Annotated in this window: 25 protein-coding genes; 10 read left to right on the forward strand and 15 right to left on the reverse strand. The window is 75.0% G+C overall.

Annotation, left to right across the window (positions count from 1 at the left end; all coding sequences use genetic code 11):
- Position 1: 1 nt before the first annotated feature.
- The 3 genes from RGE_RS12035 (at position 2) to RGE_RS12040 (ending at position 1,206) form a co-directional block, all read left to right on the forward strand.
- The gene (locus tag RGE_RS12035; RefSeq protein ID WP_158443092.1) at positions 2-574 is read left to right on the forward strand and encodes a DUF4142 domain-containing protein; all 573 of its coding nucleotides are present in this window, start codon (positions 2-4) and stop codon (positions 572-574) included.
- A 139-nt stretch (positions 575-713) separates the two neighbouring features.
- Complete coding sequence (locus RGE_RS24290) at positions 714-872, forward strand: hypothetical protein (RefSeq protein WP_014428676.1); 159 nt, start codon at positions 714-716, stop codon at positions 870-872.
- A gap of 82 nt (positions 873-954) precedes the next feature.
- Positions 955-1,206 carry a hypothetical protein gene (locus tag RGE_RS12040; protein WP_014428677.1) on the forward strand — a complete coding sequence of 84 codons (252 nt, stop codon included), beginning with the start codon at positions 955-957 and terminating at the stop codon, positions 1,204-1,206.
- A 14-nt stretch (positions 1,207-1,220) separates the two neighbouring features.
- Here the strand turns inward: RGE_RS12040 and RGE_RS12045 are convergent, their stop codons facing one another.
- A complete protein-coding gene (locus RGE_RS12045; RefSeq protein ID WP_014428678.1) occupies positions 1,221-1,412 on the reverse strand; it encodes a hypothetical protein in 192 nt (63 codons plus the stop codon).
- Positions 1,413-1,480: 68 nt separating this feature from the next.
- Here RGE_RS12045 and RGE_RS12050 point away from each other — a divergent pair, with 68 nt between their 5' ends.
- Together RGE_RS12050 and RGE_RS12055 are read left to right on the forward strand one after the other, a co-directional pair.
- Positions 1,481-1,687 carry a hypothetical protein gene (locus RGE_RS12050; RefSeq protein WP_014428679.1) on the forward strand — a complete coding sequence of 69 codons (207 nt, stop codon included), beginning with the start codon at positions 1,481-1,483 and terminating at the stop codon, positions 1,685-1,687.
- Between the two features lie 226 nt (positions 1,688-1,913).
- Entirely contained in the window at positions 1,914-3,332 is a 1,419-nt protein-coding gene (locus tag RGE_RS12055) for a sigma-54-dependent transcriptional regulator (RefSeq protein WP_043785275.1), read from the forward strand.
- Here the strand turns inward: RGE_RS12055 and RGE_RS12060 are convergent.
- The 3 genes from RGE_RS12060 to RGE_RS12070 are packed head-to-tail and all read right to left on the reverse strand — an operon-like array spanning position 3,284 to position 6,254.
- Positions 3,284-4,315, reverse strand: a complete 1,032-nt coding sequence (locus RGE_RS12060) for a UDP-glucuronic acid decarboxylase family protein (protein ID WP_014428681.1) — start codon at positions 4,313-4,315, stop codon at positions 3,284-3,286. The genes RGE_RS12055 and RGE_RS12060 overlap by 49 nt on opposite strands.
- Positions 4,312-5,112 carry a DUF2334 domain-containing protein gene (locus RGE_RS12065; RefSeq protein ID WP_014428682.1) on the reverse strand — a complete coding sequence of 267 codons (801 nt, stop codon included), beginning with the start codon at positions 5,110-5,112 and terminating at the stop codon, positions 4,312-4,314. The genes RGE_RS12060 and RGE_RS12065 overlap by 4 nt, the downstream gene beginning before the upstream one ends.
- On the reverse strand, positions 5,109-6,254 hold the full coding sequence (locus RGE_RS12070) for a glycosyltransferase (protein ID WP_014428683.1): 1,146 nt from the start codon (positions 6,252-6,254) through the stop codon (positions 5,109-5,111). Before RGE_RS12070 ends, RGE_RS12065 begins: the two co-directional genes overlap by 4 nt.
- Positions 6,255-6,365: 111 nt before the next feature.
- Between RGE_RS12070 and RGE_RS12075 the strand changes: the two genes are divergently transcribed.
- Complete coding sequence (locus RGE_RS12075; protein ID WP_014428684.1) at positions 6,366-7,436, forward strand: DNA topoisomerase IB; 1,071 nt, start codon at positions 6,366-6,368, stop codon at positions 7,434-7,436.
- A gap of 13 nt (positions 7,437-7,449) precedes the next feature.
- Here the strand turns inward: RGE_RS12075 and RGE_RS23210 are convergent, their stop codons facing one another.
- From RGE_RS23210 to RGE_RS12130, 11 genes are all read right to left on the reverse strand, one after another.
- Positions 7,450-10,665 (reverse strand): response regulator, encoded by a 3,216-nt coding sequence (locus RGE_RS23210; protein WP_014428685.1) that lies wholly within the window; start codon positions 10,663-10,665, stop codon positions 7,450-7,452.
- A 275-nt stretch (positions 10,666-10,940) separates the two neighbouring features.
- On the reverse strand, positions 10,941-11,897 hold the full coding sequence (locus RGE_RS12085) for a glycosyltransferase family 4 protein (protein WP_014428686.1): 957 nt from the start codon (positions 11,895-11,897) through the stop codon (positions 10,941-10,943).
- The gene (locus RGE_RS12090; protein ID WP_014428687.1) at positions 11,890-12,933 is read right to left on the reverse strand and encodes a glycosyltransferase family 9 protein; all 1,044 of its coding nucleotides are present in this window, start codon (positions 12,931-12,933) and stop codon (positions 11,890-11,892) included. Before RGE_RS12090 ends, RGE_RS12085 begins: the two co-directional genes overlap by 8 nt.
- A gap of 2 nt (positions 12,934-12,935) precedes the next feature.
- Positions 12,936-13,961, reverse strand: a complete 1,026-nt coding sequence (locus RGE_RS12095; protein WP_014428688.1) for a glycosyltransferase family 2 protein — start codon at positions 13,959-13,961, stop codon at positions 12,936-12,938.
- Positions 13,958-15,790 carry a carbamoyltransferase family protein gene (locus RGE_RS24575; RefSeq protein ID WP_014428689.1) on the reverse strand — a complete coding sequence of 611 codons (1,833 nt, stop codon included), beginning with the start codon at positions 15,788-15,790 and terminating at the stop codon, positions 13,958-13,960. Before RGE_RS24575 ends, RGE_RS12095 begins: the two co-directional genes overlap by 4 nt.
- Positions 15,787-16,902: a glycosyltransferase family 9 protein gene (locus tag RGE_RS12105; protein ID WP_014428690.1), complete on the reverse strand. Its 1,116-nt coding sequence runs from the start codon at positions 16,900-16,902 to the stop codon at positions 15,787-15,789. Before RGE_RS12105 ends, RGE_RS24575 begins: the two co-directional genes overlap by 4 nt.
- On the reverse strand, positions 16,899-17,486 hold the full coding sequence (locus RGE_RS12110; RefSeq protein ID WP_014428691.1) for a D-glycero-alpha-D-manno-heptose-1,7-bisphosphate 7-phosphatase: 588 nt from the start codon (positions 17,484-17,486) through the stop codon (positions 16,899-16,901). The genes RGE_RS12105 and RGE_RS12110 overlap by 4 nt, the downstream gene beginning before the upstream one ends.
- Complete coding sequence (locus RGE_RS12115; RefSeq protein WP_014428692.1) at positions 17,483-18,757, reverse strand: glycosyltransferase; 1,275 nt, start codon at positions 18,755-18,757, stop codon at positions 17,483-17,485. The genes RGE_RS12110 and RGE_RS12115 overlap by 4 nt, the downstream gene beginning before the upstream one ends.
- A 74-nt stretch (positions 18,758-18,831) precedes the next feature.
- The gene (locus RGE_RS12120) at positions 18,832-19,422 is read right to left on the reverse strand and encodes a cysteine hydrolase family protein (protein WP_014428693.1); all 591 of its coding nucleotides are present in this window, start codon (positions 19,420-19,422) and stop codon (positions 18,832-18,834) included.
- Positions 19,422-20,189 (reverse strand): SDR family oxidoreductase, encoded by a 768-nt coding sequence (locus tag RGE_RS12125; protein WP_014428694.1) that lies wholly within the window; start codon positions 20,187-20,189, stop codon positions 19,422-19,424. Before RGE_RS12125 ends, RGE_RS12120 begins: the two co-directional genes overlap by 1 nt.
- Before the next feature lie 99 nt (positions 20,190-20,288).
- On the reverse strand, positions 20,289-20,768 hold the full coding sequence (locus RGE_RS12130) for a hypothetical protein (RefSeq protein WP_014428695.1): 480 nt from the start codon (positions 20,766-20,768) through the stop codon (positions 20,289-20,291).
- Positions 20,769-20,831: 63 nt separating this feature from the next.
- Here RGE_RS12130 and RGE_RS12135 point away from each other — a divergent pair, with 63 nt between their 5' ends.
- From RGE_RS12135 to RGE_RS12150, 4 genes are read left to right on the forward strand one after another with little or no spacing between them, the layout of a single operon-like run.
- Positions 20,832-22,001, forward strand: coding sequence for a glycosyltransferase family 4 protein (locus RGE_RS12135; RefSeq protein WP_232504924.1), 1,170 nt, complete (start codon positions 20,832-20,834; stop codon positions 21,999-22,001).
- Positions 21,985-22,521: a phosphatase PAP2 family protein gene (locus tag RGE_RS12140; protein ID WP_014428697.1), complete on the forward strand. Its 537-nt coding sequence runs from the start codon at positions 21,985-21,987 to the stop codon at positions 22,519-22,521. The genes RGE_RS12135 and RGE_RS12140 overlap by 17 nt, the downstream gene beginning before the upstream one ends.
- A 17-nt stretch (positions 22,522-22,538) precedes the next feature.
- Entirely contained in the window at positions 22,539-23,720 is a 1,182-nt protein-coding gene (locus RGE_RS12145; RefSeq protein ID WP_014428698.1) for a zinc-binding metallopeptidase family protein, read from the forward strand.
- Positions 23,717-24,337 (forward strand): hypothetical protein, encoded by a 621-nt coding sequence (locus RGE_RS12150; RefSeq protein ID WP_014428699.1) that lies wholly within the window; start codon positions 23,717-23,719, stop codon positions 24,335-24,337. The genes RGE_RS12145 and RGE_RS12150 overlap by 4 nt, the downstream gene beginning before the upstream one ends.
- Positions 24,338-24,376 lie beyond the last annotated feature (39 nt).

Consider the following 24,376-nt stretch of genomic DNA (forward strand, 5'->3'; position numbering starts at 1 on the left):
GATGAATGACACCCGCACGCTCCGCTTCGCCCTGATCGCCGCCGTCGCCGCCCTGGCCGGCACCGCCGGGGCCCAGACGGCGGCCCCGCCGGCGGCCACCGCCTCCGCGGCCGCGCCGGCCCACCGCGACGTCAGCCGCGGCGACCGCCATTTCCTGGAGAAGGCCGCCGCCGGCGGCATGGCCGAGGTGGCGCTGGGCAACATGGCGCGCGAACGCGGCGGCAGCGACGCCGTGCGCCAGTACGGCGAGCTCATGGTGCGCGACCACACCGGGGCCAACGAACAGGTCAACCGCCTGGCGGTGGCCCGCGGCGTCGGCACGCCGACCGAGTCCGACCGCCACCAGCGGCGCACGATGGAGCGCCTGGGCAAGCTCAAGGGCGCGGACTTCGACCAGGAGTTCGCCAAGGCGATGGTCGAGGACCACGAGAGCACCGTCGAGCTGTTCGAGAAGCAGAGCAAGCGCGGCGACGACGCCGAGCTGAAGGCCTTCGCGACGAAGACGCTGCCGACACTGCGCGAGCACCTGGAAGGCGCGCGGGCGCTGCGGCAGAAGGTGCAGGCGTCGCGCTGAACGCGCCGCGTTTGCAACCAGACCTCTGTGACGTGAGCGGAATCGACGCCGTGACACCTTGGCGGCCTCGCGTGCCGCTGGGCACGCGCGTTGCCGTCCTGGTGCATCGCGGCCACGGTCGGCCGTCAAGGAGTTCGACATGGACATGAACGGCAACTGGGGCGGCTTCCTGCCGCTTTGGATCATCGGCGCGCCCTGGCTGCTGGGGCTGCTGGAACTGGCACGCACGCCCAAGCCGCGTGTGCACGCTTCGGCGCCCCCCATCTCCACGGCCCCGGGCTACGCCCGCCCGGTCTGAGTTCGCCCGCTTCGCCGACGCCCGCCACCGGCGGGCGTCGTTCGCCGCTGCTCAGCGGCCATCACAACGACAGGAAATCCCGATGACGCTTCCCACGACCGCGCGCCGCATGGCGACGCTCTCCGCCCTGGCGGCCGCCGCCGTCCTCACGCTGACGGCCTGCGAACGCCGCACGCCGGAACCCACCACGCCGGCGACCGGCACGACGACGACGCCGGCCGGAACAGGCACCGGCACGACGACGATGCCGAGCAGCACCGCCGGCTCCGGCACGATGGGCTCGGACAGCACGGCCGGCTCCGCGATGGACCCGGCCTCCGCCGCCAGCCGCTGAACGACGCCGCGGCGTCAGGCCGCGCCCGGTGGGCGCGGCTTCGGTTCGACCGGCACGTCCGGCACCGGCGGACCAGCGGCGCCGTCGTCGACCGCCGCGCCGGGATCTTCTTCACCGGCCACCGAGGCATCGGCCTCGGCGAGGTCGGGGACATGGGCGGCCGGCAGCGATTCGCCGGGACGGAAGGGGCGCGAAGAGGTGTTCATGGCGACGACGGGCAATCGTCGCACCCGGCACAGCACTTGCCCTGCGACGGCTCCCATTGGAGACCCCGATGATCCCGTCCGCGTTCCAACCCGCCGCCGCGCTGCGGCTGCACGTTCCGCAGCCGCTTCCTGAGACCGTTCCGCCGCCGCCGGAAGCACCGCCGCCGCGTCCGGACGGCATCCCGCCGGAGATCATCGAGCCGCCGTCGCCGACCGAGCTGCCGCCGATCGAAGAACCCGGCGCACCGCCGCCGCCGATGCCGGCACGCCACTGAGTCCCCTCTGCGCCCTCAGCCCGCCGGCGGCGCGCTTGTCGCCGGCGCCCTGGCGAGATGCCGGTGAAACGCGATTCGCCAGCCTGCAGCGTGCCCGCGAGCGCCGCTGGACACAGTTCGATACAAGGCCGTCGGAGGGGCCACCGGCCTGGACGTCGCCGTCACCGATGATCGGGCGCTCCGCGACACCCCCACGGCGCTCACGAGGCGCCCGAACTCCATGCCGATGCACCATGCCCTGATCGTGGACGACGATGTCGATTCGGCCACGACCCTGCGCGAGCTCGTCGCCGGCGAGCGTTTCACGGTCGCCGTCGCGCACACCCTGCGCGACGCACGACGCCAGATCGCGATGCAGCAGCCCGACCTGGTGCTGCTGGACCTGCGCCTGCCCGACGGCAGCGGGATGGACCTGTTCGCCGACCCGCAGCTGATCGCCAACTCCGAGATCGTGCTGATCACCGGCCACGCCAGCCTCGACACCTCGATCGAGGCCCTGCGCCTGGGCGCCGCCGACTACCTCGTCAAACCGATCGCGATGCGCCAGCTCGAAGGCGTGCTCGCGCGCTTCATGAAGCCCTCGGCGCTGAAGGCCGAGGTCGAGACGCTGAACGCCGACCTCGCCACACGCGGGCGCTTCGGCCACCTCTGGGGCCAGTCGGCGCCGATGCTGCGCGTGTACCAGCAGATCTCGCGCGTCGCCGGCACCGCGGTCACCGTGTTCATCACCGGCGAGAGCGGCACCGGCAAGGAGGTCGTCGCGCAGACCGTGCACGACCTGTCGCGCCGCCGCCAGCGGCCGTTCCTGGCGGTCAACTGCGGCGCGATCTCGCCGAACCTGATCGAAAGCGAGATCTTCGGCCACGAGAAGGGCGCCTTCACCGGCGCCGACCGCCAGCACCTGGGCTTCTTCGAACGCGCCAACGGCGGCACGCTGTTCCTCGACGAGATCACCGAGATGCCGCTGGAGCTGCAGGTCAAGCTGCTGCGCGTGCTGGAGACCGGGCGCTTCATGCGCGTGGGCTCGACCGTCAGCCAGGAGGCCGACGTGCGCATCATCGCCGCGACCAACCGCCCGCCGTACCAGGCGGTGGCCGCCGGCCGGCTGCGCGAGGACCTGCTGTACCGGCTCAACGTCTTCCCGATCGAGCTGCCGCCGCTGCGCGAACGCCTGTCCGACGTCGGCCTGCTGGCGCAGCACTTCCTGGACGGCATCAACGAGCAGGAAGGGCGGCGGCGCGAACTCAGCGCCGAGGCCCTCGAGCAGCTCTCGGCCTACCACTGGCCGGGCAACGTGCGCGAGCTGCGCAACGCGGTGCAGCGCGCCTACGTGATGGCCGAAGGCGACGTGATCGACGAACAGTGGCTGCCGCGCGGCAGCGGCGCCGTGGCGTCGGAGCCGCCCGCCGCCGCGGCCCCGGCGGCGCCGGCCGAGGCCCGGCCGGCGACCTCGGTGCCGCAGATGGAGGTCGTCACGCTGCCCATCGGCACCTCGATGGCCCAGGCCGAGCGGGCGCTGATCGAGGCCACGCTGCGCCACTACAAGCACCAGAAGGAGCGCACGGCCGCCGTGCTGGGCATCAGCCTGAAGACGCTCTACAACCGGCTGAAGGAGTACGCCGCCGACGGCGAGACGCTGCCCTGAGCGGCGATGCGCGCGCCGGCCTCGGCCGACAGCGCGCGGAAGTACTCGATGGTGCGCGCCAGGCCGTCGTCGATCGCCACCTGCGGTGCCCAGCCCAGGCGCTGGCGCGCCAGCGTGATGTCGGGGCAGCGCCGCGTCGGGTCGTCGGCCGGCAGCGGCTCGAAGACCAGGCGCGAGCGGCTGCCGGTCAGGCGCAGCACGCGTTCGGCCAGGTCGAGCATCGTGCGCTCCTGCGGGTTGCCCAGGTTCACCGGGCCGCTGAAGCCGGCGTCCATCAGCCGCAGCAGGCCGTCGACGGTGTCGTCGACGTAGCAGAAGCTGCGGGTCTGGCGGCCGTCGCCGTAGACCGTCAGCGGCCGCCCGGCCAGCGCCTGGACGATGAAGTTGCTGACGACGCGGCCGTCACCCGGCCGCAGCCGCGGGCCGTAGCAGTTGAACAGCCGCGCCAGCCGCACCGCGACGCCGCGCTCGCTGGCGTAGGCCAGGCACATCGCCTCGGCGCAGCGCTTGCCTTCGTCGTAGCAGGCGCGCGGGCCGATCGGGTTCACGTGGCCCCAGTAGCCCTCGGACTGCGGATGCACCTGGGGGTCGCCGTAGACCTCGCTGGTGGAGACGTGCAGCAGCCGGGCGCCGGTCTGCTGCGCCACTTCCAGCAGCCGCCAGGCGCCGACCGCGCTGGACAGCACGGTGGCCACCGGGTGGCGCTGGTAGTACGCGGGGCTGGCAGGGCAGGCGAGGTTGAAGATGCGCTCGCAGTCGCGGGCCTCGGTGGGCAGCGGCTCGGTGATGTCGTGGCGCACGAAGCGGAACGCCGGGTGGCGGCGCAGGTGTTCGACGTGGCGCACGTCGCCCGAGGACAGGTCGTCCAGCGCGAGCACGCGGCAGCCGCGCTCGAGCAGGCGGTCGCAGAGATGGCTGCCGACGAAACCGGCGGCGCCGGCGACGAGCACGGCATGGGGCGAGGCGGGCGACGGGTTCTTCATCCTGCGGCCGTGGCAGGCCGCGTGCCGAGGCGGCGTGCGATGGCCGCGGCCTGGCCCAGCGTCACCGGATGGCGGCTGCGCAGCGCACTGCGCAGCAGATCGCTCCAGCAGCGGCTGACCGCGCCGGCGTCGCAGTCGGCGGGGTGCAGCTCGAAGCGCTGCAGCGGCCGCTGGCGCTGGGTGAGCCCGAGCAGCCGGTTCCAAGCCACCGAGGCGTGCACGCGCCAGGCCGCACGCGTGCTGAAGACGAAGCTCGGCGCCGCCAGCGCCTCGCCGCCGGGCAGCGCGACGACGCGGCCCAGCGTGCAGGTGTAGGCGAACGGGCCGGCACGCACCGCGTCCCAGCCACCGTCGCCCAGCAGCCAGGCCGGCGCGACGAAGCCGGCCATCGGCAGGCCTTCGCGCTCGGCCCATTGCAGGCCCAGCTGCAGCCGCTCGGCGGCCTGCTCGCGCCCGAGGGCGGCGAACTCGCCTTCGCCGGCGGTGTACCAGTGCCGCCGCCAGTGCTCCAGCGGGCCGGCCGCGGCCGGGCCGTCGTCGAGGTGGGTGTAGCCGTGCAGCGCCAGCTCGTGGCCGGCCTGCGCCTGCCGCCTCAGCCAGTGCAGGAACTCGGCCGAGGCCGGCTGGCCGTGCATGCGCGGCACCACCAGCAGCGTCAGCGGCAGCACGACGTCGCATTCGCGCGCGACGCGCTGGGCCTGGGCGAGCACCCGGGCGCAGCCGGCCCAGCGCGAGTCCGCCACGTCGTGCATCACGACGGCGACGTGGCGCCGCGGGCCGCGCGCGGTGAGCCTCACGATGGCTGCGGCGGCGCGTACAGCGCGCCGGGGGCGTGCGCGCGGCGGTGGTCGCGGATCGCCTGGCGGTAGCGCGCGGCGAACTGCTCGATGACGACCTCCCAGTCGTGCGCCCGGGCGCGGGCCAGCCCGGCCGAGGCCAGCGGCGACGCGCCGGCGCCGACCGCGGCGCGCAGCGCCTCGGCCCAGACGTCCACGCGCCGCGACGGCACCGTCAGCCCGACGCCGTGCACGAGTTCGCCCAGGCCGCCGGCGGCATGCACGACCACCGGCGTGCCGCAGGCCATCGCCTCCAGCGCGGCCAGGCCGAAGGTTTCCTGGTCGCCGGCGTGCACGAAGGCGTCGGCGCAGGCCAGCAAGCGTGCGATGCGCCGCGTGTCGCGCGTGCCCGGCAGGCGGCGCACGCGTTCGCCGCGCGGCGGCCGCGGCCCGTCACCCAGCGCGACCAGCACGTGGCCCGGGCCGAGGCGGTCGACGGCCTCGGCCAGCACGTCGAGGTTCTTCTCCGGCGAGAAGCGGCCGCTGTAGACGAAGAGCCGGGTCCGCGGCGCCAGCCCGAGCTGGGCGAGCAGCTGGGCGCGCCAGCGCGGCGAATGGGCCGCCGGCGTGAACCGCGTGCAGTCCACGCCCAGCGGCTGGTGCTGGGCACGATGCACGCCCAGCTCGTGCAGGCGGCGCGTCATCGCGCGGCTGGGCGCCAGCACGAGGTCGTAACGTTCGTAGAGCCGGGTCAGATAGGCCGCGGCATGGCGCTCGGCGTGGCGCGCCGGGGCCGCGTCCTGGCCGCCGGCGCCGCCGGCCAGCCGCGCCATCCAGCGCGGCAGGTCGCTGTGGCAGAAGGCCACGGCCGGCACCTTCAGCCGGGCCGCCGCGTCGAGCACGGCCCAGCCGAGCACGTAGGGGTCGGCGGCCTCGACGATGTCGGGTTCGGCGCCTTCGATCAGGCGCGCGGCATGGGCCCGGCGCAGCACGAAGCGGTAGCCGCCGGAGCCTGGGATCGGCAGGCCGCCGCAGTCGATCTCGCCGTCTTCGTGCGCTCCCGGCGCCAGCACCGTGTGGCGCCAGCCGCGCGCCGTAAGGCCCTCGTGTTTGGCACCGATGACACGCTGGACGCCGCTCGCGGCGCTCGGCGAGCGGAACATCGTGGCGTCCAGCAGATGCAGGCCGGCGGGGGCGGGGGTGGCAAGCGGTCGTCGCATGGGGGCCGGAGAGGGCAAGCCGCATACCCGGCATGCGCGTTGCCGACGGCCGCCATGCCCCTGGACGCGACACCGCCGCCGGGCCTGGTCAGCTCCGGTGCCGGCGATCCCGGCATCCGGCGCCTGCGCCGGCGCGGCGGCTTCGCCTACGTCGACGCCGACGGCCGCCCGGTGCGCGACGCGGCAACGCTGGAACGCATCCGCCGCCTCGTGCTGCCGCCGGCCTGGGAGGAGGTCTGGATCTGCGCCGACGCCCGCGGCCATCTGCAGGCCACCGGGCGCGACGCGCGCGGCCGCACGCAGTACCGCTACCACGCCGACTGGGCCGCGCATCGTGGGTTGACGAAGTTCGAGCGCCTGCGGGAGTTCGGTGCCCGGCTGCCGGTGCTGCGCGCGCGGATCGGCCGCGTGCTGGCCTCCGGCGACGAACCGACGCGCGAACGCGTTCTGGCGACGCTGGTGCGGCTGCTGGACACGACCTGGATGCGCATCGGCAACGACGAGTACGCGCGCCTGAACGGCTCGTTCGGCCTGAGCACGCTGCGCGACGAACACGCCCGCGTGCGCGGCGACTCGCTGCGCCTGTCCTTCGTCGGCAAGGGCGGGGTGCGCCACGAGGTCGCGCAGGCCGACCGGCGCGTCGCCCGTGTCGTGCGCCGCTGCCGCGAGCTGCCGGGGCAGGAGCTGTTCCAGTGGGTCGATGCCGACGGCAGCGTGCGGCGCGTCGGTTCGGGCGAGGTCAACGCCTGGCTGGCCGAAGCCGCCGGCGTGCCGCTGACGGCCAAGGACTTCCGCACCTGGCACGGCAGCGTCGCCGCGCTGGCGCTGACGCTGGAGGCTTGCGCCTCGACCTCGCCGGGCACGCCGGCGGCGGTCGTCAAGGCCGTCGCGCGCCGCCTGGGCAATACGCCGGCGGTCTGCCGCAAGGCCTACGTGCACCCGCGCGTGCTGGCGCTGGCCGACGCGCTCGCCGGCGATCTGGCCGACGGCGAGCGGCGCTGCGCGCTGCTGGAACGCGCCTGGGTCAAGCGCCCGGCACCGGTGGCCGGGCTGTCGACCACCGAGCGCCGGCTGCTCGCGCTGCTGGCGACGCCGCCGCGCCGGGCCGGGCGCCCCGCTCGCTGAGCCGCACGCAGCCTCAACCGGCCTGCGACTCGCCGGCCTCGATGGCGTCCAGCACGGCCTGCAAAGCCTGCTGCACCCGCTCCAGCGGGCCGTCGAGCCGGTCGCCGTCGGCGCGGTGGTGGATGGCGTGCTCCAGGTGCGCGGCGGCGTCGCGCAAGGGGCTCGCCCCGATCTGCGCCGCGGTGCCCTTCAGCGTGTGGGCGGTGCGTTCGGCCTCGACCCAGCGGTCCTCGTCCATCGCGGTGCGCACGCGGGCGCAGATGTCCTTCTGCGTGCGCGTGAAGACGCGCAGCAGGTTGCGGTACAGCGCCTGGCGGCCGCCGGCCAGCCGCAGCCCGGCCGCCGGGTCCAGCACCGCGGCGTCCTCGTCGGGCCGGGGGGCGGGATCGGGCTCGGGCGCCGCCCCGGCCGAGGCGCCGGCTTCGCGGCCCAGCCAGTGGCGCAGCCGCGCCGCCAGCACCGCCGGGTCGATCGGCTTGGCGACGTGGTCGTCCATGCCGGCGGCCAGGCAGCGCTCGCGGTCGGCCGGCAGCGCGTTGGCGGTCATCGCGACGATGGGCAGCGCGGTACCGCCGGGCAGCAGGCGGATCGCGCGGGTCGCGTCCAGCCCGTCCATCACCGGCATCTGCATGTCCATGAAGACGATGTCGTAATGCCGTTCGCGCACGCAGTGCACCGCCTCGCGGCCGTCGTGCGCGGTGTCGACCTCCAGGCCGTGTTCGCGCAGCAGCTCGACGCCGACCTCGCGGTTGATGTCGTTGTCCTCGACCAGCAGCGCCTGCAGGCCGTCGAAGCGCAGCGCCGCGCCCGACTCCGCGTGCACGCCGGCCCGCGGCGTGCCGCCCAGCACACGCGCCAGCGCGTCGTGCAGCGCGCTCGCGCTGACCGGCTTTTGCAGCACCTCGGGCGCGACGTCGGTGCCGGCCAGCCGGGCCAGTTCGGCCGGGTCGCCGTGCGTCATCAGCAGCACCTGCGGCCGCGGCGGCGGCGAACTGCGCAGCCGCAGCGCCAGGTCCAGGCCGTTGACGACCGGCATCTTCCAGTCGACGAGCGCGAGCGTGTACGGTGCCTCGGCGGCGAAGGCGCGCTCGACGGCGTCCAGCGCCGCCGCCGCGCTGTCGACGCTGTCGACGCTGAAGCCCTGGCGGCGCAGCAGCGACGCGGTGACCGCACGCGCCTGGCCGTGATCGTCGACGACGAGCAGCCGGCGGCCGGCGAAGGCGGCCGGCGGCGGCTCGGCGGCCGGTTCGGCGGCGATCGGCAGCGGCAGGCGCAGCCAGAAGGTCGAGCCGACGTCGACCTCGCTGTCGACGCCGACGTCGCCGCCCATCAGCGTCGCCAGCCGGCGGCAGATCGCCAGGCCCAGCCCGGTGCCGCCGAAACGCCGCGTCGTCGAGCTGTCGGCCTGCTGGAAGCTCTGGAACAGGCGCTGGCGCTGCTCCGGCGAGATGCCGATGCCGGTGTCGCGCACCGCCAGCTCGAGCATCGAGCGCGGCCCCAGCCGCGCCAGCTCGCGCACCTCGATGGCGATCTCGCCGTCGTCGGTGAACTTGACCGCGTTGTTGACGTAGTTGATCAGCACCTGGCCCAGGCGCAGCGGGTCGCCGACCAGGCGCGCCGGCACCTCGGGCGCGACGTCGATGACGAACTCCAGGTCCTTGGCCGCCGCGCGCTCGGCGACCTGGGCGCCGACGTGCTGCAGCAGCGCCTCGAGATCGAACTCGACCTGCTCGATGCGCAGCTTGCCCGCCTCCAGACGCGAGAAGTCGAGGATGTCGTCGACGACGGCCAGCAGGTGGTGGCTGGAGTCCTGGATCTTGGAGACGCAGTCCTGCTGGCGCGGCGACATCTCGGTGCGCGACAGGATGCGCGTCATGCCGATGACGGCGTTCAGCGGCGTGCGGATCTCGTGGCTCATGTTGGCCAGGAAGTCCGACTTGGTGCGCGCCGCGTCTTCGGCCAGCCGGCGCGCGCGCTCGCGGTCCTCGGCGGCGGCGTGTTCGGCCGAGACGTCGATGACCTGCACGACCAGGCCCTTGCCGGCGTCCTCGGGGTCGATCGCCGAGGTCGACACGCGCGCCCAGAAGGTGCTGCCGTCCTCGCGGCGCAGCAGGTGTTCGCGCGCGACGCCGGCGTCCGCGGCGAAGGCGCCGCCGTCGCCGGCGTCCAGCGCCGACACCGGCCGGCCCAGCAGCGCCAGCGCCGGCTGGCCGACGAGTTCGGCCAGGCGCCGGTTGCATTGCACGAAACGGCCGTCGCGCACCCAGGCGATGCCGGCGGCGGCGCCGTCGAGGATGGCGCGCAGGCGCTCGTTGGTCTCGCCGAGTTCGCGCGCGACGGCGTCGAGCTCGGCGGTGCGGTCGGCGACGCGGCGCTCCAGCCCGGCGCGGTAGGCGGCGAGCTCGCGGTCCAAGCGCTTCTGTTCGGTGACGTCGTTGAGCACGACGTGCAGCAGCGAACGCTCGTCGAAGCGGATCGAGGTGACGCGCATGCGCGCCGTGAACAGGCTGCCGTCCAGGCGCAGCAGGTCCCAGTCGAGCTCGGCCCAGCCGGTGGCGGCGATGCGCTCGCGCAGCAGCGCGGCAGCGGCGGCGGTCTCGCTGCCGTCGGCCTGGCGCTCGGGCCACAGCCGCTCGGGCAGGGTCTGCAGCAGCGCCTCGCGCGACGGCGCGGCGAACAGCGCCAGCGCCGCGGCGTTGGCATCGACGCAGTGCCGGCCTTCGACCAGCACCGTGGCCTGGCTGGAGCCTTCGAACAGGCGACGGAAACGCTCGCGCCCTTCGTGCAGCTCGGTGATGTCGCGCGCCACGCCGAGCACCCCTATCACCAGGCCCTGCGCGTCATGCACCCGGGTCTTGGTGAACTGGTAGAGACGGTGCTCGCCGCTCAGGTCCAGCCAGGCTTCGTAGCGCACCGGCTTGTCGCCGGCCATCGCCTGGGCGTCGGACAAGGCGCCCGAGGTCGCCGCCTCGATGCCGAAGACCTCGGCGGCGTGGCGCCCGATCAGCGCCTCGCGGCGCCGGCCGACCATCTGCTCGCACAGCGGGTTGCAGTCGATGAAGAGGCCGTCCTGGTCCTTCAGCCAGGCGGCCTCGGGCAGCAGCCGGAACAGCGTCGCGAAGCGCGCCCGTTCGGCTTCGAGCGCCTGGGTCTCGCGCTGCGCGCTGCGACGCAGCGACTGCAGGCCGATCCCCAGCACCAGCACCACCACCGAAAGCGCCGCGATCACGAAAGCGGCGCCGTCCGCGCCCCCGGCCGTTGCCGCCGTCTCTGCCTCGGCGGCTGCAGTGCCGGCCCCGAGGCACAGCGCGAAGAAAAACCTGCCCATCCACACGCCCAGCGACCCGGCCGACCGGTTCCGCAGCGCGCCTCCCTCTACAACTGATCGTGGCCCGACCGCAGAACCGCGGTGCCACCTGGCGTCGGGCCGCCCACCGGCCCGGCGGCAGTCTTGGGCCCGGCGGCCCGGGCGTCAAGTCGCCCGCAGCCCGCTGTCGCGTGAAATCAGCAGACGAGTTCGTCCAGCAGACGCAGCCAGTCGGCGACGAAACGCCCGATGCCGAAGCGTTCCTGCGCCGTGCGCCGGCCCGCACGACCCCATTCGAGCGCCAGGCCGCGGTCTTCGCGCAGCGCGTGCATCGCCGCTTCCAGGCGGTCCAGACGGGTGTCGATGAAGCCGTTGCGGCCGCTGTCGATGACGGTCACGAGTTCGGTCGTCGCCAGCCCGACCACCGGCGTGCCGGCCATCATCGCCTCGATGGCGGCCAGCCCCAGGCTGGTGTGGCGGATCGGGTGGAAGAAGAAGCGGTGCGCGGCCAGCGCCTCGGGCAAGTCGAGCTGGCTCAGCTCGCCGTCGCCGCCCACCGAGGCGCTGTCCATGCCGACCAGACGCAGCGGCACGCGCGCCGCGACGTCGCGGTAGATGTCCAGCCCCAGGCGGCGCCCGCGTTGGCGCAGGTTGTTGACGACGACGAGGCCGCGGCTGTCGTCGCCGCGCCACGGTGGCTCGGCCAGCGGCTTGACGCCGTGTTCGACGACGCGCACCGGCAGCCCGCCGTTGTCCCACATCAGCGCGTTGTACGGCGTCACGTGCACGAGCAGCGTGCCGGGGTCGGTGCACCAGTGGCGGGTGTCGGTCGGGCTGTCCTGCGGCGGGTCGTGTTCGAGCACGATGCGCGGCAGCGCGCGCTGCGCGGCGCTCAGCACGCGGTGCTGCTCGTGCTCCCAGGCCTCGCGCGACTGGAACAGCAGCACGTCGAAGGCCATCTCGCGCAGCCGCTCGACCGGCGCCTCGTGCACGTTGTCGCCCCAGGGCAGGGCGCCGCTGCGGCCGCTGTGGTGGGTGCTGCGTTCGGCGTCGACGACGAGGTAGAAGTCGTGCGGCACCTGCGTCAGGTTGTAGAGGTAGTTGCCGTGCACGTGCCAGGTGAGGATGCGCAGGCGGCGGCGGGGTTCAGGCATCGGCGTTCTCCAGCGTCGCCCGCGCCGCGTCGAGCACCATGTCGACGCGCACGCCGAGGGCGCACTCGTGCGCCGTGGGGCAGACGGCGTGCGCGCAGGGCCGGCAGGCCACCGGGTGCCAGAGCACGCGGTGGCGGCGGGTGTCGGCCGGCGCCCAGCGCGCCACGTCGCTGCCGCTGGCGACGACGACGCTGGGCGTGCCGAGCGCGGCGGCGACGTGCGACAGCCCGGTGTCGTTGCAGACGACGAGCGCCGCGCGCGCGACCAGCGCCCCCAGCGTCCACAGGTCGCTGCGGCCGGCCAGGTCCAGCGCCGGATGCCGCATCGCCGCGGCGACCGCGGCGACCAGCGCGCGTTCGCCCTCGGTGCCGGTCAGCGCGACGCGCCAGCCGCCTGCGGCCAGGCCGTCGGCCACGGCGGCGAAGCGCTCGGCCGGCCAGCGCCGCGAAGGCAGCTGCGCGCCGGCGTGCACCAGCACCCAGCGCCCGGGGCCGAGCAGGGCCGCGGCGCGCTCGTGGTCGCCGGGCCGCAGCGGGAAGTCCAGCGCGTCGCCCGCGCGCCGCAGCCCCAGCGCGTCGGTCAGCGCGAGCAGGCGCCCGGTCTCGCGCCCCTGCTCGGGCCAGGCGATGAAACGCCGCCGGTCGGCTCCCGGACGCGGCGCACCGGGCGCGGCGAAACCGGCGTTCAGCCGCGCGCCGAACGCCGCCAGCAGCGGGTTGACGACCTGGCCGCTGCCGTGCATCTGCACGGCCAGATGCCAGCGCCGCGCGCGCATCGCCGCGAGGAACGCGAGCTGCTCCGCGCGCGGCGCCGGTGCCCGCTCGGGCAGGCCGGGCCAGCCCGGCAGCTCGACGAACTCGTCGACGCTGGCCAGCCGCGACACGAACTCGCGCGCCCAGGGCAGGCCGACCAGCGTGATGCGCGCCTGCGGCAGTCCCGCCCGCAGCGCGCGCAGCGCCGGGGTCGCGCACAGCAGGTCGCCGAGCATCAGCGCGCGCAGCACGACGACCCGAGCGAGCCCCGGCGGCAAGGCCATGCTCACAGGAACCAGACGCGGAAGTGCCAGGCGCCGCGCAAGCGCCACCAGACGGCCAGGAAGGGAATCAGCAGCGAGGTCGCCAGCATCTCGGCGACGTGCGCCGGGCGGCGCGAGGTGGCCCGCAGCCGGCGTTCGGCGAAGGCCGCGACCAGGCCCAGCGCCACCAGCAGCGCCAGCACCGCGCTGCCGCTCGCACCGCCCAGCGCCAGCAGCGGCGCGGCCAGCACCAGGACGACGATCGCCAGGTAGTCCCAGGGCGGCATCGCGCGCACGCGTTCGCGGTAGCGCCGCGGGTGCTTGGCGTAGAGCAGGGCGTCGTAGAAGACGTTCTTCTGCTGGCGCAGCGACACGCCCCAGCGTTCCGGGCGCACCGGGTGCAGCACGACGGCGGCGTCGCAACGGCCGACTTCGCCGGCTTCGCTCTCGAGCCGGAACTGCAGGTCGGAGTCTTCGCGCCAGGCGCGGCGGAAACGCTCGTCGAAGCCGCCGATGCGCTCCAGCGCATCGCGCCGCACGAAGGCGTTGGCGGTGACGAACTCGGCCGTCTCCAGGCCGCGCGTCATCAGCTCGTGGTCGGTCGGGCGGTCGTCGGCGCCTTCGGGCCGCGGCACGACGACACGCCCGGCCACCGCGGCCCAGCGGCCGGTGGCCATCGCGCCCAGGCCGTAGTCCAGCCAGCCGGCGTCGGGCACGGTGTCGTCGTCGGTGAAGGCGACGATCTCGGCACGCGCGGCGCGCCAGCCGGCGTTGCGCGCCGCCGCCGGGCCGCGGCCCTGGTCGGCACGCAGGTAGCGCAGCAGTCCGGGCGGCCAGCCGGCGGCAAAGGCCTCGACCGCGGCGTGCGTGACGTCGCTGCGTTCGTCGTCGACGACGAGGATCTCGTAGTCCTCGTGCGCCAGGCTCTGCTCGGTCAGGGCCTGCAGGCAGCGCAGCAGCAGCGGCGGCCGGCCGTAGGTCGGCACGACGACGCTGATGCGCGGCTGGCGCGGCGCCGTCGCCGGCTCGCCGTCGAGCAGCGCGTTCACGGTGCGGGCACCTCGCGCGCGCGGCGCTTGGCGACGATGCAGCGGCCGATGACCAGCGCGTCCAGCGGCGTCGCGAAGAAGGCCTCCAGCGCGTCGTGCGGGCTGCAGACGATGGGCTGGCCGCGCACGTTGAACGAGGTGTTGACGAGCACCGGTACGCCGGTGCGCGCGGCAAACGCCGTCAGCAGGGCATGGAATCGCGGGTTGGACTCGGCGTGCACGGTCTGCACACGCGCGCTGCCGTCGGTGTGGCAGGCCGAGGGGATGCTCGCCAGCCGTTCGGGCCGGGCCTGGAAGGTGAACAGCATGAACGGCGACTCGCCGCCGTTGGCCTGGGCCGGCTCGAACCAGTCGCCGAAAGCCTCGTGCAGCACCGCCGGCGCGACCGGGCGGAAGTCCTCGCGGTCCTTCAGCTCGTTCAGGCGCTGCTGCATCTCGGGCGAGATCGGCGAGGCGAGGATCGAGCGCGCGCCGAGCGCACGCGGGCCCCATTCCATGCGCCCCTGGAACCAGCCGACGATGCAGTCGGCGGCCAGCAACGCCGCGGTGCGCTCGGCCAGCGCCGCCTCGTCGGGCACGAGCTCGACGTCCAGCCCGGCCCAGGCCAGCATCGTCTCGATCGCCTCGTCGGTCCAGCTCGGGCCGAGGTAGACGTGGGTCTGGGTCCATTCGCGAGGGGCCAGCGGCACCGCGCCGCGCGCGTCGGCCAGGGTGTCGCCGCCGTCGCGCAGCAGGCGTTCGCGGCCGTCGACCCACAGCGCTGCGCCGAGTGCGGTGCCGGCGTCGCCGGCCGCCGGCTGAACCCAGACGCGTTCGAACGGGCCTTCGTCGCGCAGCCGGGCGTTCATCAGGCAGTTCAGCGCCACGCCGCCGGCCATCGCCAGCCGGCGTTCGCCGCTGGCTTCGCGCAGCCAGCGCGCGAGTTCCAGCGCCTTGGCTTCCAGCACCGCCTGCAGCGAGGCCGCGAGATCCAGATGGCGCTGTTCCAGCGCCGCGCCGCGCACACGCGCCGGGCCGGCCAGGGCCTCGAAGTCCATCGCGCCGATCTCGAACTGGCCGTCGCCGAACAGGCGCACCGCGGCACCGATCTCGGGGGCCCAGCGCGGCGTGCCCATCGCCGCCAGCGCCATCACCTTGTACTCGTCGCTGGAGTGCAGGAAACCGAGGTAGGAGGTCGCACGCTCGTAGAGCAAGCCCAGCGAATGCGGCATGCGCACCTCGCCCAGCGGGCGGTAGCGGCCGTCGCGCCAGACACCGTAGCAGCTGGTCGCGCGTTCGCCGCGGCCGTCCAGCGTCATCACCGCGCAGTCGTCGAACGGTGCGGCCAGGAAGGCGCTGGCCTGGTGGCAGAGATGGTGCGGCACATGGTGGAAGCGCCAGCGCATCGCGTCCGGGCGGCTGCCGTACAGCCGCTGGCGCAGGTGGTGCGGCGCGCCGTCGCGCAGCTGGCGCGGCGCATTGACGACGTAGGACAGGAACAGCGGGTCCCAGGGGCTGTCCCAGGGCGCCAGCTGCGGGTCGCGTTCGGCCGAAGGTTCGAGCGGCAGCCTGATGTGCTCGCCGGCGGCCAGCTCGGGCCGGCCTTCGGCGAACAGCGCCGGGTCCAGGCTGTAGGCGACGTGGTCGACCGACTCCAGCGTGATGCCGGCCTGCTCCAGGCACCAGGCCGCGGCGTTGAACGGCAGCTCCCAGGCGGTGAAGGGCAGTGGCCGCTTGGCATGCTTGATGCGCGTGAAGCGCTCCTCCTCGGCGGCGGCGACCGGCACGCCGTCGACGACCAGCACCGCGGCGCTGTCGTGGAAGGCGGCGTTGAGTCCCAGCGTGATCATCTCGTTTCCAGCTCCAGGGTCTTCGGGTGATGGGCCAGGGCCAGCGCCGCCGCGGCGGCTTCGTCGGCGCCGACGCCGGCCAGGCATTCGTGGTGGACTTGCGGGCAGCGGCTCTTCAAGCACCAGCGGCAGGGCACGCTGCGGCTGAGCACGCGCGCGGGCACCTGCCAGGGCGTGTGCTGCGGGTTGGTCAGCGCGTACAGCACGACGACCGGCGTGCCCAGCGCCGCGGCCAGGTGCGCCGGGCCGCTGTTGTTGGCGACCAGCACCGCGGCGCCGCCGATCAGCGCCGCCAGTTCGCCCAGCGAGGTGGCGCCGACGTCCAGCGCCGGCCGCTGCATCGCCGCCAGGGCCTCGGCGCGCTGGGCGCCGTCGCCCGCGTCGCCGGCGACGACGACGGCAAAACCGGCGTCGGCCAGCGCCCGGCCGACGAGGCCGAAACGCTCCGCCGGCCAGCGCCGCGACGGCGCCGACGCGCCCGGGTGCAGCACCGCGTAGCGCGCCCCCGGCGCTAGGCCGGCGGCGGCCAGGCGTTCGGCGACCGCACGGCAGTCGGCTTCGTGCAGCCTGAAGCGCAGGCGCTCGTCGCGCGTGCGCCAGCCGACTGTCGCCACCAGGTCGAGCTGGCGCCGCACCTCGTGGCGCATGGTGTCGGCGACGGTGTCGGGCTCGGGGATCCAGTCGGTCAGCAAGGCATAGGGATTCTCGCGGCAGTACGCCAGGCGCAGCGGGATGCCGGCCATGCGGCACAGCAGCGCCGCCGGCAGCGGGCTCTGCGTGCAGACGCCGAAGATCACCGCGGCGTCGAAGCCGCCGTCGGCCAGGCGCACCAGCAGGCCCGCCTCGGCCAGCCCGGGCGAGGCTGCGTGCGCCCCGGCGCCGACCCAAGGCGCCTCGAAACGCCAGGCCTCGTCGACGAAGGGCAGGTGGGCCGCGGCGGCAGCCCCGGCCGGCGAGGCGAGCAGCGTCAGGTGGGCGTCGGGCCAAGTCTCCTTCAGCGCCGCCAGCGCCGGCGTCGTCATCAGCAGGTCGCCGAGGTTGTCCAGGCGCAGCGCGAGCACCCGGCGCGCACGGCGCCAGCCGCCCGGCCCGGCCGGCAGGCCGCGCGTCACGCCGGCGCTCCCGGGCGCTGCGCGAGCACGTGGTGCGCGACTTCGTCCCAATCCTGGTACCGGGCGTGCGGCGTGCGCATCGGCCCGGGGCGCCAGACGGTCTCGCCGCCCGAGTCGTAGAGGATCGCGCGGCAGCCCGCGCGGCGACCGGCTTCGACGTCGTCGAGCGTGTCGCCGACCATCCACGAGGCCGCGAGGTCCAGGCCGTGGCGCTCGGCGGCGTCGATCAGCAGCCCCGGCTCGGGCTTGCGGCAGCCGCAGACCGGCGCGCCGTCGGCACCGGGAGCGTGCGGGCAGAAGACGAAGTCGGTCAGCACGACACCGGCCTCGGCCTGCAGCCGCTCGGCGACGGCGCGGCGCAGGCGCTCGAACTCGGCGGCCGTGAAGCGCCCCAGCGCCAGGCCCGCCTGGTTGCTGACGACGACGATCGCCAGCCCCGCGCGCGCCACCGCCGCCAGCGCCTGCGGCGCCGCCGGCTGCCATTCGAGGCGCGCCGGGTCGGCGTTGTAGGGCACGTCGACGACCAGCGTGCCGTCCTTGTCGACGAACAGCGCCGGGCGCGCGGCGGCCGGTGCGCGGCTCATGAGGCGAAGCCCGCCGCGGGCAGGGCGACGGCGGCGGGCTGCCGCAGCGTGGTCTCGCGCCGGCGCACGCCGGCGTAGACGCGGGCCAGCTCCTGCGCGACCTTGTCCCAGGTGAACTCGGCGCGCACGCGGTGCACGCCGGCGGCACCGAAGCTGCGCGCCAGCGCCGGCTCGGCGCGCAGCACCGCCAGGTGCGAGGCCAGCGCGCCCGGGTCGCGCGGCGGCACCAGGAAGCCGGTGCGGCCGTCGATCACCGTGTGGCGGATGCCGCCGACGGCGCTGCCGACGACCGCCGTGCCGCAGGCCATCGCCTCCAGCGGCGTGATGCCGAAGGGCTCGTACCACGGCGTCGTGACGAAGACGTCGGCGGCGACGTACCAGTCGCGCAGCTCGTGGCGCTCGCGCCGGCCGGCGAAGTGCACACGCTCGGCGACGCCGTGCGCCTGGGCCAGCGCCTGCAAGCGCGCGATCTCGGGCGTCTGCGCCGGGTCGGGCTCGCGCGCCTCGCCGCCGACGACGACCAGCCTCGCCGGCATCGTGCGCGGCAGCCGCGCCACGGCCTCGACGACGGTGGCGATGCCTTTGCGCGGCACCAGCCGGCCGAGCTGCAGCACGATGAACTCGTGCGCCGCCAGCCCCAGCCGGGCGCGCGCGGCGGCGCGGTCGCCGGGCCGGAACGCGTTCGTGTCGACGCCGCAGGGCACGGACACGATGCGCCCCGGCGCCGCGCCGTACAGGCGCAGCAGGTCGGCGCGGTCCTGCGGGCACTCGGCGACGAGGCGCTCGGAGCGCCGCACCAGCGTGCGCTCGATCTCCACGCGCTCGGGCGGGAAGGTGTCGGCCGCGCCCTGGTGCTCGCGGCGCACCAGGCCCAGCGCGTGGAAGGTCGTGACCAGCGGCAGGCCCAGCCGGCGCTGCAGCGCCAGCCCGACCCAGCCGGACATGAAGAAGTTCGCGTGCACGACCTCGGCCGCGCGCACCGCCGCCAGCCGCTGCGCCGCCTGGGCGAAGGCCGGCATGTGCGGCAGCAGCGCTTCCTTGGGCACGAAACACGGCGGCCCGGCGTCGACGTGGTGCACGCGCAGGCGCGGCGCCATTTCGACGCAGGCGGCGAGCCCCGGGTCGTCGCGCCGGGTCAGCACGTCGACGCGGTGGCCGGCGGCGGCCAGGCCACGCGCGACGTGTTCGACGTAGACGTTCTGGCCGCCGGCATCGACGCCTCCGGCGGCCGCCAGCGGCGAGGCGTGTTCGCTGATCAGCACGACGTTCATCGGGGCAGGGGACATGGCGTCTGGAGGTAGGAGCCGGTGGCGCGGCGTTCGGCAAGCCGCATGCCCCGACGCGCTCAGCGCCACGCCGGCTGCACCCGGCAGCGCAGCGCCAGCGCCATCCAGTCGAGCGCGGCAGCGTGGCGTTCGGGCGCCTCGCCGGCGGCGCAGTCGCCGGGCACCCAGAGCTCGTAGCCGCGCACGAAGGCATCCATCGCGCTGAACTGCACGCACAAGTCGGTGGCGAAACCGGCGACGACCAGCCGGTCGGCGCCGATGCGGGTCAGCAGCAGCTCCAGCGGCGTCTGGTCGAAAGCCGAGTAGCGCGGCTTCAGCACCGTGAGGTCCTGCAACCCGGGCGCCAGCTGGCGCACCAGAGCCGCGGCAGCGCGCCGGCCCCGGCGGCAGCGCTGCACGATCTGGTGGAAGTCGCTGCGCCAGTGGCCGAAGTTGTCGTTGGCGTAGATGACCGGCACGCCGCGGCGCGCCATCTCGTGCTTGAGCGCGGCGATGCGCGGCGCGGCCACCAGCGCCGCCTCGGTCAGCGCCTCGGCACCGGGGAAGTCCAGCGGGTTGATGACGTCGACCAGCAGCAGCACCGTGCGCGCCTCGGGCGGGCCCGGGTCGGGCAGGCGCCGCCCGACGCGGCTGGCCTCCGCGCCGGCCATCAGGGCCAGGAGGTTTCGCGCACCGGCAGCACGGTGACCTCGGGGATCACGGTCTCCTCGGGTTGCAGCAGCACGAAGCGCACGACGCGCGCGACGTTCAGCGGGTCCTGCAGCAGGCCCGGATCCAGCTCCGGGAAGCGGTCGAGCAGGAAGGGCGTGCGCATGCCGCCAGCGACGATCGCGCAGACCTTGATGCCCTGCGGCCGCAGCTCGGCGTGCAGCGCGTGCGACAGGCCCAGCAGGCCCCACTTCGTCGCGTGATAGGCGCTGGCGTTGGGCCAGGCGCGCTTGGACGCGGTCGAGGCGATGTTGACGATGTGGCCGCCACCGGGCTGGCCGGCCATCAGCGCGGCACAGAGCTTGGCCATCACGAAGGGCCCGGCGAGGTTGGTCGCCAGCACCGAGTGGATCTGCTCGATCGTCAGCTCGGCCAGCGGCGCGGTGACGTCGATGGCGGCGTTGTTGACCAGCGCGTCGAGACGGCCGAAGCGGGCGCGGATCGTCTCCACCGTGCGTTCGCAGGCGGTGGCGTCGGTGACGTCCAGCGGCATCGCGATGGCGTCGATGTCGCGCTCGGCGAGCACCGCGGCGCGGTCCTGGGCGGCTTCGATCGCATGGTCGGCGAGCACGACGCGGGCGCCCGACTCGCCCAGCACCTGGGCGATCGCGGCGCCGAGGCCGCGGGCGCCGCCGGTGACGACGACGACGCGGCCACGCAGCGAGGCGGCGTCGGTCGATGGGGGAGCGAGCAGCGCGGGCAGGGACATGGGTTTCCTCCTGGATTCGGTCTCGGGTACGGGACGGGCGGCGCCGACGGCCGCGCCGCCCGAGGGCAGCCGGCGTGCCGAGGCCGCGTCGCTGCGGGCTTATTCGAGGGGGCGTGCGGCGCGTGCGCGCTCGTAGGCGATGGCGCGCAGCTGCCCGGCCACGGCCAGCGAGAAGGCCTCGTCCCAGGCCGGCATCGCGCCGCTGGCGGCGACGACGATGCCGTCGAGCCAGACCCCGCCCCAGACCAGCCGGTCGTGCTCGGCCAGGCGGTGCGGCGCGGCCAGCACGCGCCGGCTGTCGCAGCCGTGGCGCCAGGCTAAGAGCGCCTTGGCATGCGCGTAAGCGGCGTAGTCGACGTCCCACAGCGCCCGCTGGCCGATCGAGTGCTCGTGCAGCACGGCCTCGGCATAGGGACAGTCGGCGGGCGTCAGCCCGGGGTCCAGCACGACGAGGTGCAGCACGCCCAGGCCGCTCACGGCGGTGTCACGCAGCGCCGGCTCAATCAGCGGCAGGCTGCGTTCCACCGCCTCGCGCGCGGCGGACGCGTCGGCGAAACGGCTTCGGGACGGGTGGGCCATCCGGGACGCCGGGCAAGGCGCATGCCCGGCCGCGGGAACGGCCCTTGCCGCCAGCCGTCATCCATGCGAGGGACCGTGCAGATCGCCTACGTCACCGAAACCTATCCGCCCGAGGTCAACGGCGTCGCGCTGACGACCGCGCGCGCCGTCGAACACCTTCGGGCCGCCGGCCACCGGGTGCTGCTGGTGCGGCCACGCCAGCGCGGCGAAGCCGCACGCGACGACGCCGACGAGTGGCGTTGCGCCGGCGGCCCGATCCCGATGTACCCGGAGCTGCGCTACGGTCTGGCCACGCGCGCGGCGCTGCGCCGCCGCTGGCGCGCCGCGGCGCCGGCGCTGGTGCACGTCGCGACGCCCGGGCCGCTGGCCCTGGCCGCCTTGTCGGCAGCACGTGCCGAGGGCATCGCCACCAGCGCCGACTTCCGCACCAACTTCCACGCCTACAGCCGCCACTACCGGCTCGGCTGGCTGGAGCCGCTGGTGCTGCGCTGGCTGCGCCGGCTGCACGACCAGGCCGACTGCAACTTCGTGCCGACGGCGGCGCTGGCCGCCGAACTGGCCGCGGCCGGCTTCGCCCGCCTGAGCGTCAGCGGCCGCGGCGTCGACGCGCGGCTGTTCGACCCGGCGCGCCGCGACCCGGCGCTGCGCGCGCGCTGGGTCGCGGCCGAGGGCGACCCGGTGCTGCTGCACGTCGGCCGGCTGGCGCCGGAGAAGAACGTGGCGTTGGCCCTGGCCGCCTGGGAGCGGCTGCGTGCCACGCGGCCCGGGCTGCGCATGGTGGTCGTCGGCGACGGCCCGCAGCGCGCCGCGCTGCAGCGCCGCCACCCGCAGGCCTGCTTCGCAGGCGTGCACACCGGCGAGGCGCTGGCGCGGCACTACGCCAGCGCCGACGCCTTCGCCTTCCCCAGCCTGACCGACACCTTCGGCAACGTGACGCTGGAGGCGCTGGCCAGCGGCCTGGCCTATGCCGGCTTCGACACCGCGGCGGCGGCGGTGCACGTCGTCGACGGCGTCAACGGCTGCCTGGCCCGGCCGGGCGACGTGGCGGCGTTCGAGGCCACGCTGGCGGCGGCGCTGGCCCAGGCCGAGCCGGGCTCGGCGCTGCGGCGGCGGGCGCGCGAGACCGCGCTGTCGGCCGACTGGAGCGCCGTTCTGCAGCGCTTCGAGTCGACCTTGTGCGGCGTCGCCGAGCGCCGTGCCGCGGGCCCGATCGCCGATGCCGCGCTGGCTTGACGCTTCGCGCCTGCACGGCGTGGAACTCGATCGCCGCTGGGCGCTGGCGCTGCACCGAGGCACGGCGCGTCCGCTGCTGCTGCGCCTGCTGGTGGTCTGCAGCCGGCTCGGCGACGCCGGGCCCTGGCTCGCGCTCGGCGTGGCGCTGGCGGTCTTCGGCGGCCCCACCGGGCGCCATTGCTCGCTGCTCTTCGCCGAGCTGGGGCTGGCCAACCTCGCGATCTACTGGGTGCTCAAGCGCGGCACGCGGCGTTCGCGGCCCTTCGACCAGTGCCCCGGCATCCGCGCCTGCTGCACGGTGCCCGACCGCTTCAGCTTCCCCAGCGGCCACACGCTGCACGCGGTGGCTTTCGGGCTGCTGCTGGCCGCGTTCTACCCGGCCTGGGCGCCGCTGCTCGCGGCCTTCGCGCTGCTCGTGGCCCTGGCGCGCATCGTGCTCGGTCTGCACTATCCCAGCGACGTCGCCGCCGGCGCGGCGCTGGGCGCGATCACCGGCACGCTGGTGCTGCTGACGCGCTGAACGCTGGAGGACAAGCGATGGCTGCCGTTCCCGAGCCGATCACGCCGCGCAAGTTCGAGTGCCGCTGCGGGCGGCCGGTTTTCTTCCGCAACAGCGAGTGCCTGGTGTGCCACACGCCTTTGGGTTACGACCCCGAGCGCCGCCGCCTGCTGCCGCTGGAGCCGGTGCCGGGCACCGAGTTGTGGAAAGAGGCCCGGCCGCGCCGGCCGCGGCGCTACCGGCGCTGCACCAACCTCGACAGCGCTGCCGGCTGCAACTGGCTGGTCGACCCGGCCGACGCCGGCGCGCTCGACCCGCCGCAGTGCCGCGCCTGCCGCCTGACACGCACGCTGCCCGACTTGTCGCTGCCGGCCAACGGCGAACGCTGGGCGCGCATCGCGACGGCGCAGCGGCGCCTGGTCTCGCAGCTCGTCGGCCTCGGGCTGCCGGTCAAGAGCCGACTGTCCGAGGACCCGGAGCGCGGCCTCGCCTTCGACCTGCTGCAGGCCCCGGCCGGCGGCCCGGCGGTGGTCACCGGGCATGCCGACGGCGTCGTCACGATCGACGTCGAGGAGGCCGACGACCCGACCCGCGAGCACCGCCGCACGACGCTCGGCGAGCCGTACCGCACGCTGCTCGGCCACCTGCGCCACGAGGTCGGCCACTACTACTGGCAGCGCCTGGTCGACGGCGGCCCGTGGCTGGAGCCGTTTCGCCGCCTGTTCGGCGACGAGCGCGAGGACTACGCCGCGGCCTTGGCGCGCCACTACGCGCAGGGCGCGCCGGCGGACTGGGGCGCACGCCACGTCAGCGCCTACGCCAGCAGCCACCCGTGGGAGGACTGGGCCGAGACCTGGGCGCACTACCTGCACATGCTCGACACCCTGGACACCGCGCGCAGCTTCGGCCTGGACGGCGAGTCGGTCGAGCTCAGCTACGAGCGTTTCGGCAACGCCGCGCTGGCCGACAGCGGCGACCGCAACCCGGGGCCCTTCCTGGCCATCGTCAACGGCTGGATGGAGCTGACCGGCGTGCTCAACGAGCTGTCGCGCAGCATGGGCATGGCCGATTTCTATCCCTTCGTGCTGTCGGTGCCGGCGCTGCGCAAGCTGCACTTCGTGCACCGCGTCGTCGGCGTGCGCGTGCCCGTCGCGGCACCGGGACCGGAACGTGCGCTGGCTCCCTTCGGCGCGACGATGGCGTCGCGGGTCTTGGGATGAAGGCGCTGGCCGCGACCCTGCTGCTGGCGCCGGCCCTGGCCGCGGCGGCGCCGGCGCCGGCGCCGCTGTCGGAGGACGCACGCGAGCTGGTCGCCTCGGTGCGTGCCACGCGCGACCATGGCGCCCGGCCGTTCGCGGTCATCGACAAACGCCTGGCGCGGCTGTGGGTGCTCGACGCCGGCGCGCGTGTCGTCGGCAGCGCGCCGGTGCTGCTCGGTCTGGCCGCGGGCGACGACTCGGTGCCCGGCATCGGCGAACGCCCGCTGGCCCAGATCCGCCCGGAGGAACGCACGACGCCGGCCGGACGCTTCGAGCTCGAACCCGGGCGCAACACACGCGGCGACCGCATCCTCTGGGTCGACTACGAGGCGGCGGTGTCGATGCACCGCGTGCGGCCGACGGTGGCCGCCGAGCGCCGCCTGGAACGCCTGGCGACGCCGACGCCGGCCGACAACCGCATCTCCTTCGGCTGCATCAACGTGCCGGCCGAGTTCTACGAGCGGGTGGTCTGGCCGACCTTCTCGCGCCGGCCGGGCGTGGTCTACGTGCTGCCCGAACGGCGGGCGCCGTCGTCGGCCTTCCCGACGCTGTTTCTCAAGCCGCGCGCCGGCTCCTGAAGACGACGGGGCGCCGAAGCGCCCCGTCGTGCGGAAGGC

Source organism: Rubrivivax gelatinosus IL144 (assembly GCF_000284255.1).
GTDB classification, from domain to species: Bacteria; Pseudomonadota; Gammaproteobacteria; order Burkholderiales; family Burkholderiaceae_C; genus Rubrivivax; species Rubrivivax gelatinosus_A.

What these genes read in the sequence shown, in the direction of transcription:
- RGE_RS12035 (WP_158443092.1), top strand. Translation starts at nt 2, where the DNA reads ATGAATGACACCCGCACGCTCCGCTTCGCCCTGATCGCCGCCGTCGCC.
- RGE_RS24290 (WP_014428676.1), top strand. Translation starts at nt 714, where the DNA reads ATGGACATGAACGGCAACTGGGGCGGCTTCCTGCCGCTTTGGATCATC.
- RGE_RS12040 (WP_014428677.1), top strand. Translation starts at nt 955, where the DNA reads ATGACGCTTCCCACGACCGCGCGCCGCATGGCGACGCTCTCCGCCCTG.
- RGE_RS12045 (WP_014428678.1), bottom strand. Translation starts at nt 1,412, where the DNA reads ATGAACACCTCTTCGCGCCCCTTCCGTCCCGGCGAATCGCTGCCGGCC.
- RGE_RS12050 (WP_014428679.1), top strand. Translation starts at nt 1,481, where the DNA reads ATGATCCCGTCCGCGTTCCAACCCGCCGCCGCGCTGCGGCTGCACGTT.
- RGE_RS12055 (WP_043785275.1), top strand. Translation starts at nt 1,914, where the DNA reads ATGCACCATGCCCTGATCGTGGACGACGATGTCGATTCGGCCACGACC.
- RGE_RS12060 (WP_014428681.1), bottom strand. Translation starts at nt 4,315, where the DNA reads ATGAAGAACCCGTCGCCCGCCTCGCCCCATGCCGTGCTCGTCGCCGGC.
- RGE_RS12070 (WP_014428683.1), bottom strand. Translation starts at nt 6,254, where the DNA reads ATGTTCCGCTCGCCGAGCGCCGCGAGCGGCGTCCAGCGTGTCATCGGT.
- RGE_RS12075 (WP_014428684.1), top strand. Translation starts at nt 6,366, where the DNA reads ATGCCCCTGGACGCGACACCGCCGCCGGGCCTGGTCAGCTCCGGTGCC.
- RGE_RS12085 (WP_014428686.1), bottom strand. Translation starts at nt 11,897, where the DNA reads ATGCCTGAACCCCGCCGCCGCCTGCGCATCCTCACCTGGCACGTGCAC.
- RGE_RS12090 (WP_014428687.1), bottom strand. Translation starts at nt 12,933, where the DNA reads ATGGCCTTGCCGCCGGGGCTCGCTCGGGTCGTCGTGCTGCGCGCGCTG.
- RGE_RS24575 (WP_014428689.1), bottom strand. Translation starts at nt 15,790, where the DNA reads ATGATCACGCTGGGACTCAACGCCGCCTTCCACGACAGCGCCGCGGTG.
- RGE_RS12110 (WP_014428691.1), bottom strand. Translation starts at nt 17,486, where the DNA reads ATGAGCCGCGCACCGGCCGCCGCGCGCCCGGCGCTGTTCGTCGACAAG.
- RGE_RS12115 (WP_014428692.1), bottom strand. Translation starts at nt 18,757, where the DNA reads ATGAACGTCGTGCTGATCAGCGAACACGCCTCGCCGCTGGCGGCCGCC.
- RGE_RS12120 (WP_014428693.1), bottom strand. Translation starts at nt 19,422, where the DNA reads ATGGCCGGCGCGGAGGCCAGCCGCGTCGGGCGGCGCCTGCCCGACCCG.
- RGE_RS12125 (WP_014428694.1), bottom strand. Translation starts at nt 20,189, where the DNA reads ATGTCCCTGCCCGCGCTGCTCGCTCCCCCATCGACCGACGCCGCCTCG.
- RGE_RS12130 (WP_014428695.1), bottom strand. Translation starts at nt 20,768, where the DNA reads ATGGCCCACCCGTCCCGAAGCCGTTTCGCCGACGCGTCCGCCGCGCGC.
- RGE_RS12135 (WP_232504924.1), top strand. Translation starts at nt 20,832, where the DNA reads ATGCGAGGGACCGTGCAGATCGCCTACGTCACCGAAACCTATCCGCCC.
- RGE_RS12140 (WP_014428697.1), top strand. Translation starts at nt 21,985, where the DNA reads ATGCCGCGCTGGCTTGACGCTTCGCGCCTGCACGGCGTGGAACTCGAT.
- RGE_RS12145 (WP_014428698.1), top strand. Translation starts at nt 22,539, where the DNA reads ATGGCTGCCGTTCCCGAGCCGATCACGCCGCGCAAGTTCGAGTGCCGC.
- RGE_RS12150 (WP_014428699.1), top strand. Translation starts at nt 23,717, where the DNA reads ATGAAGGCGCTGGCCGCGACCCTGCTGCTGGCGCCGGCCCTGGCCGCG.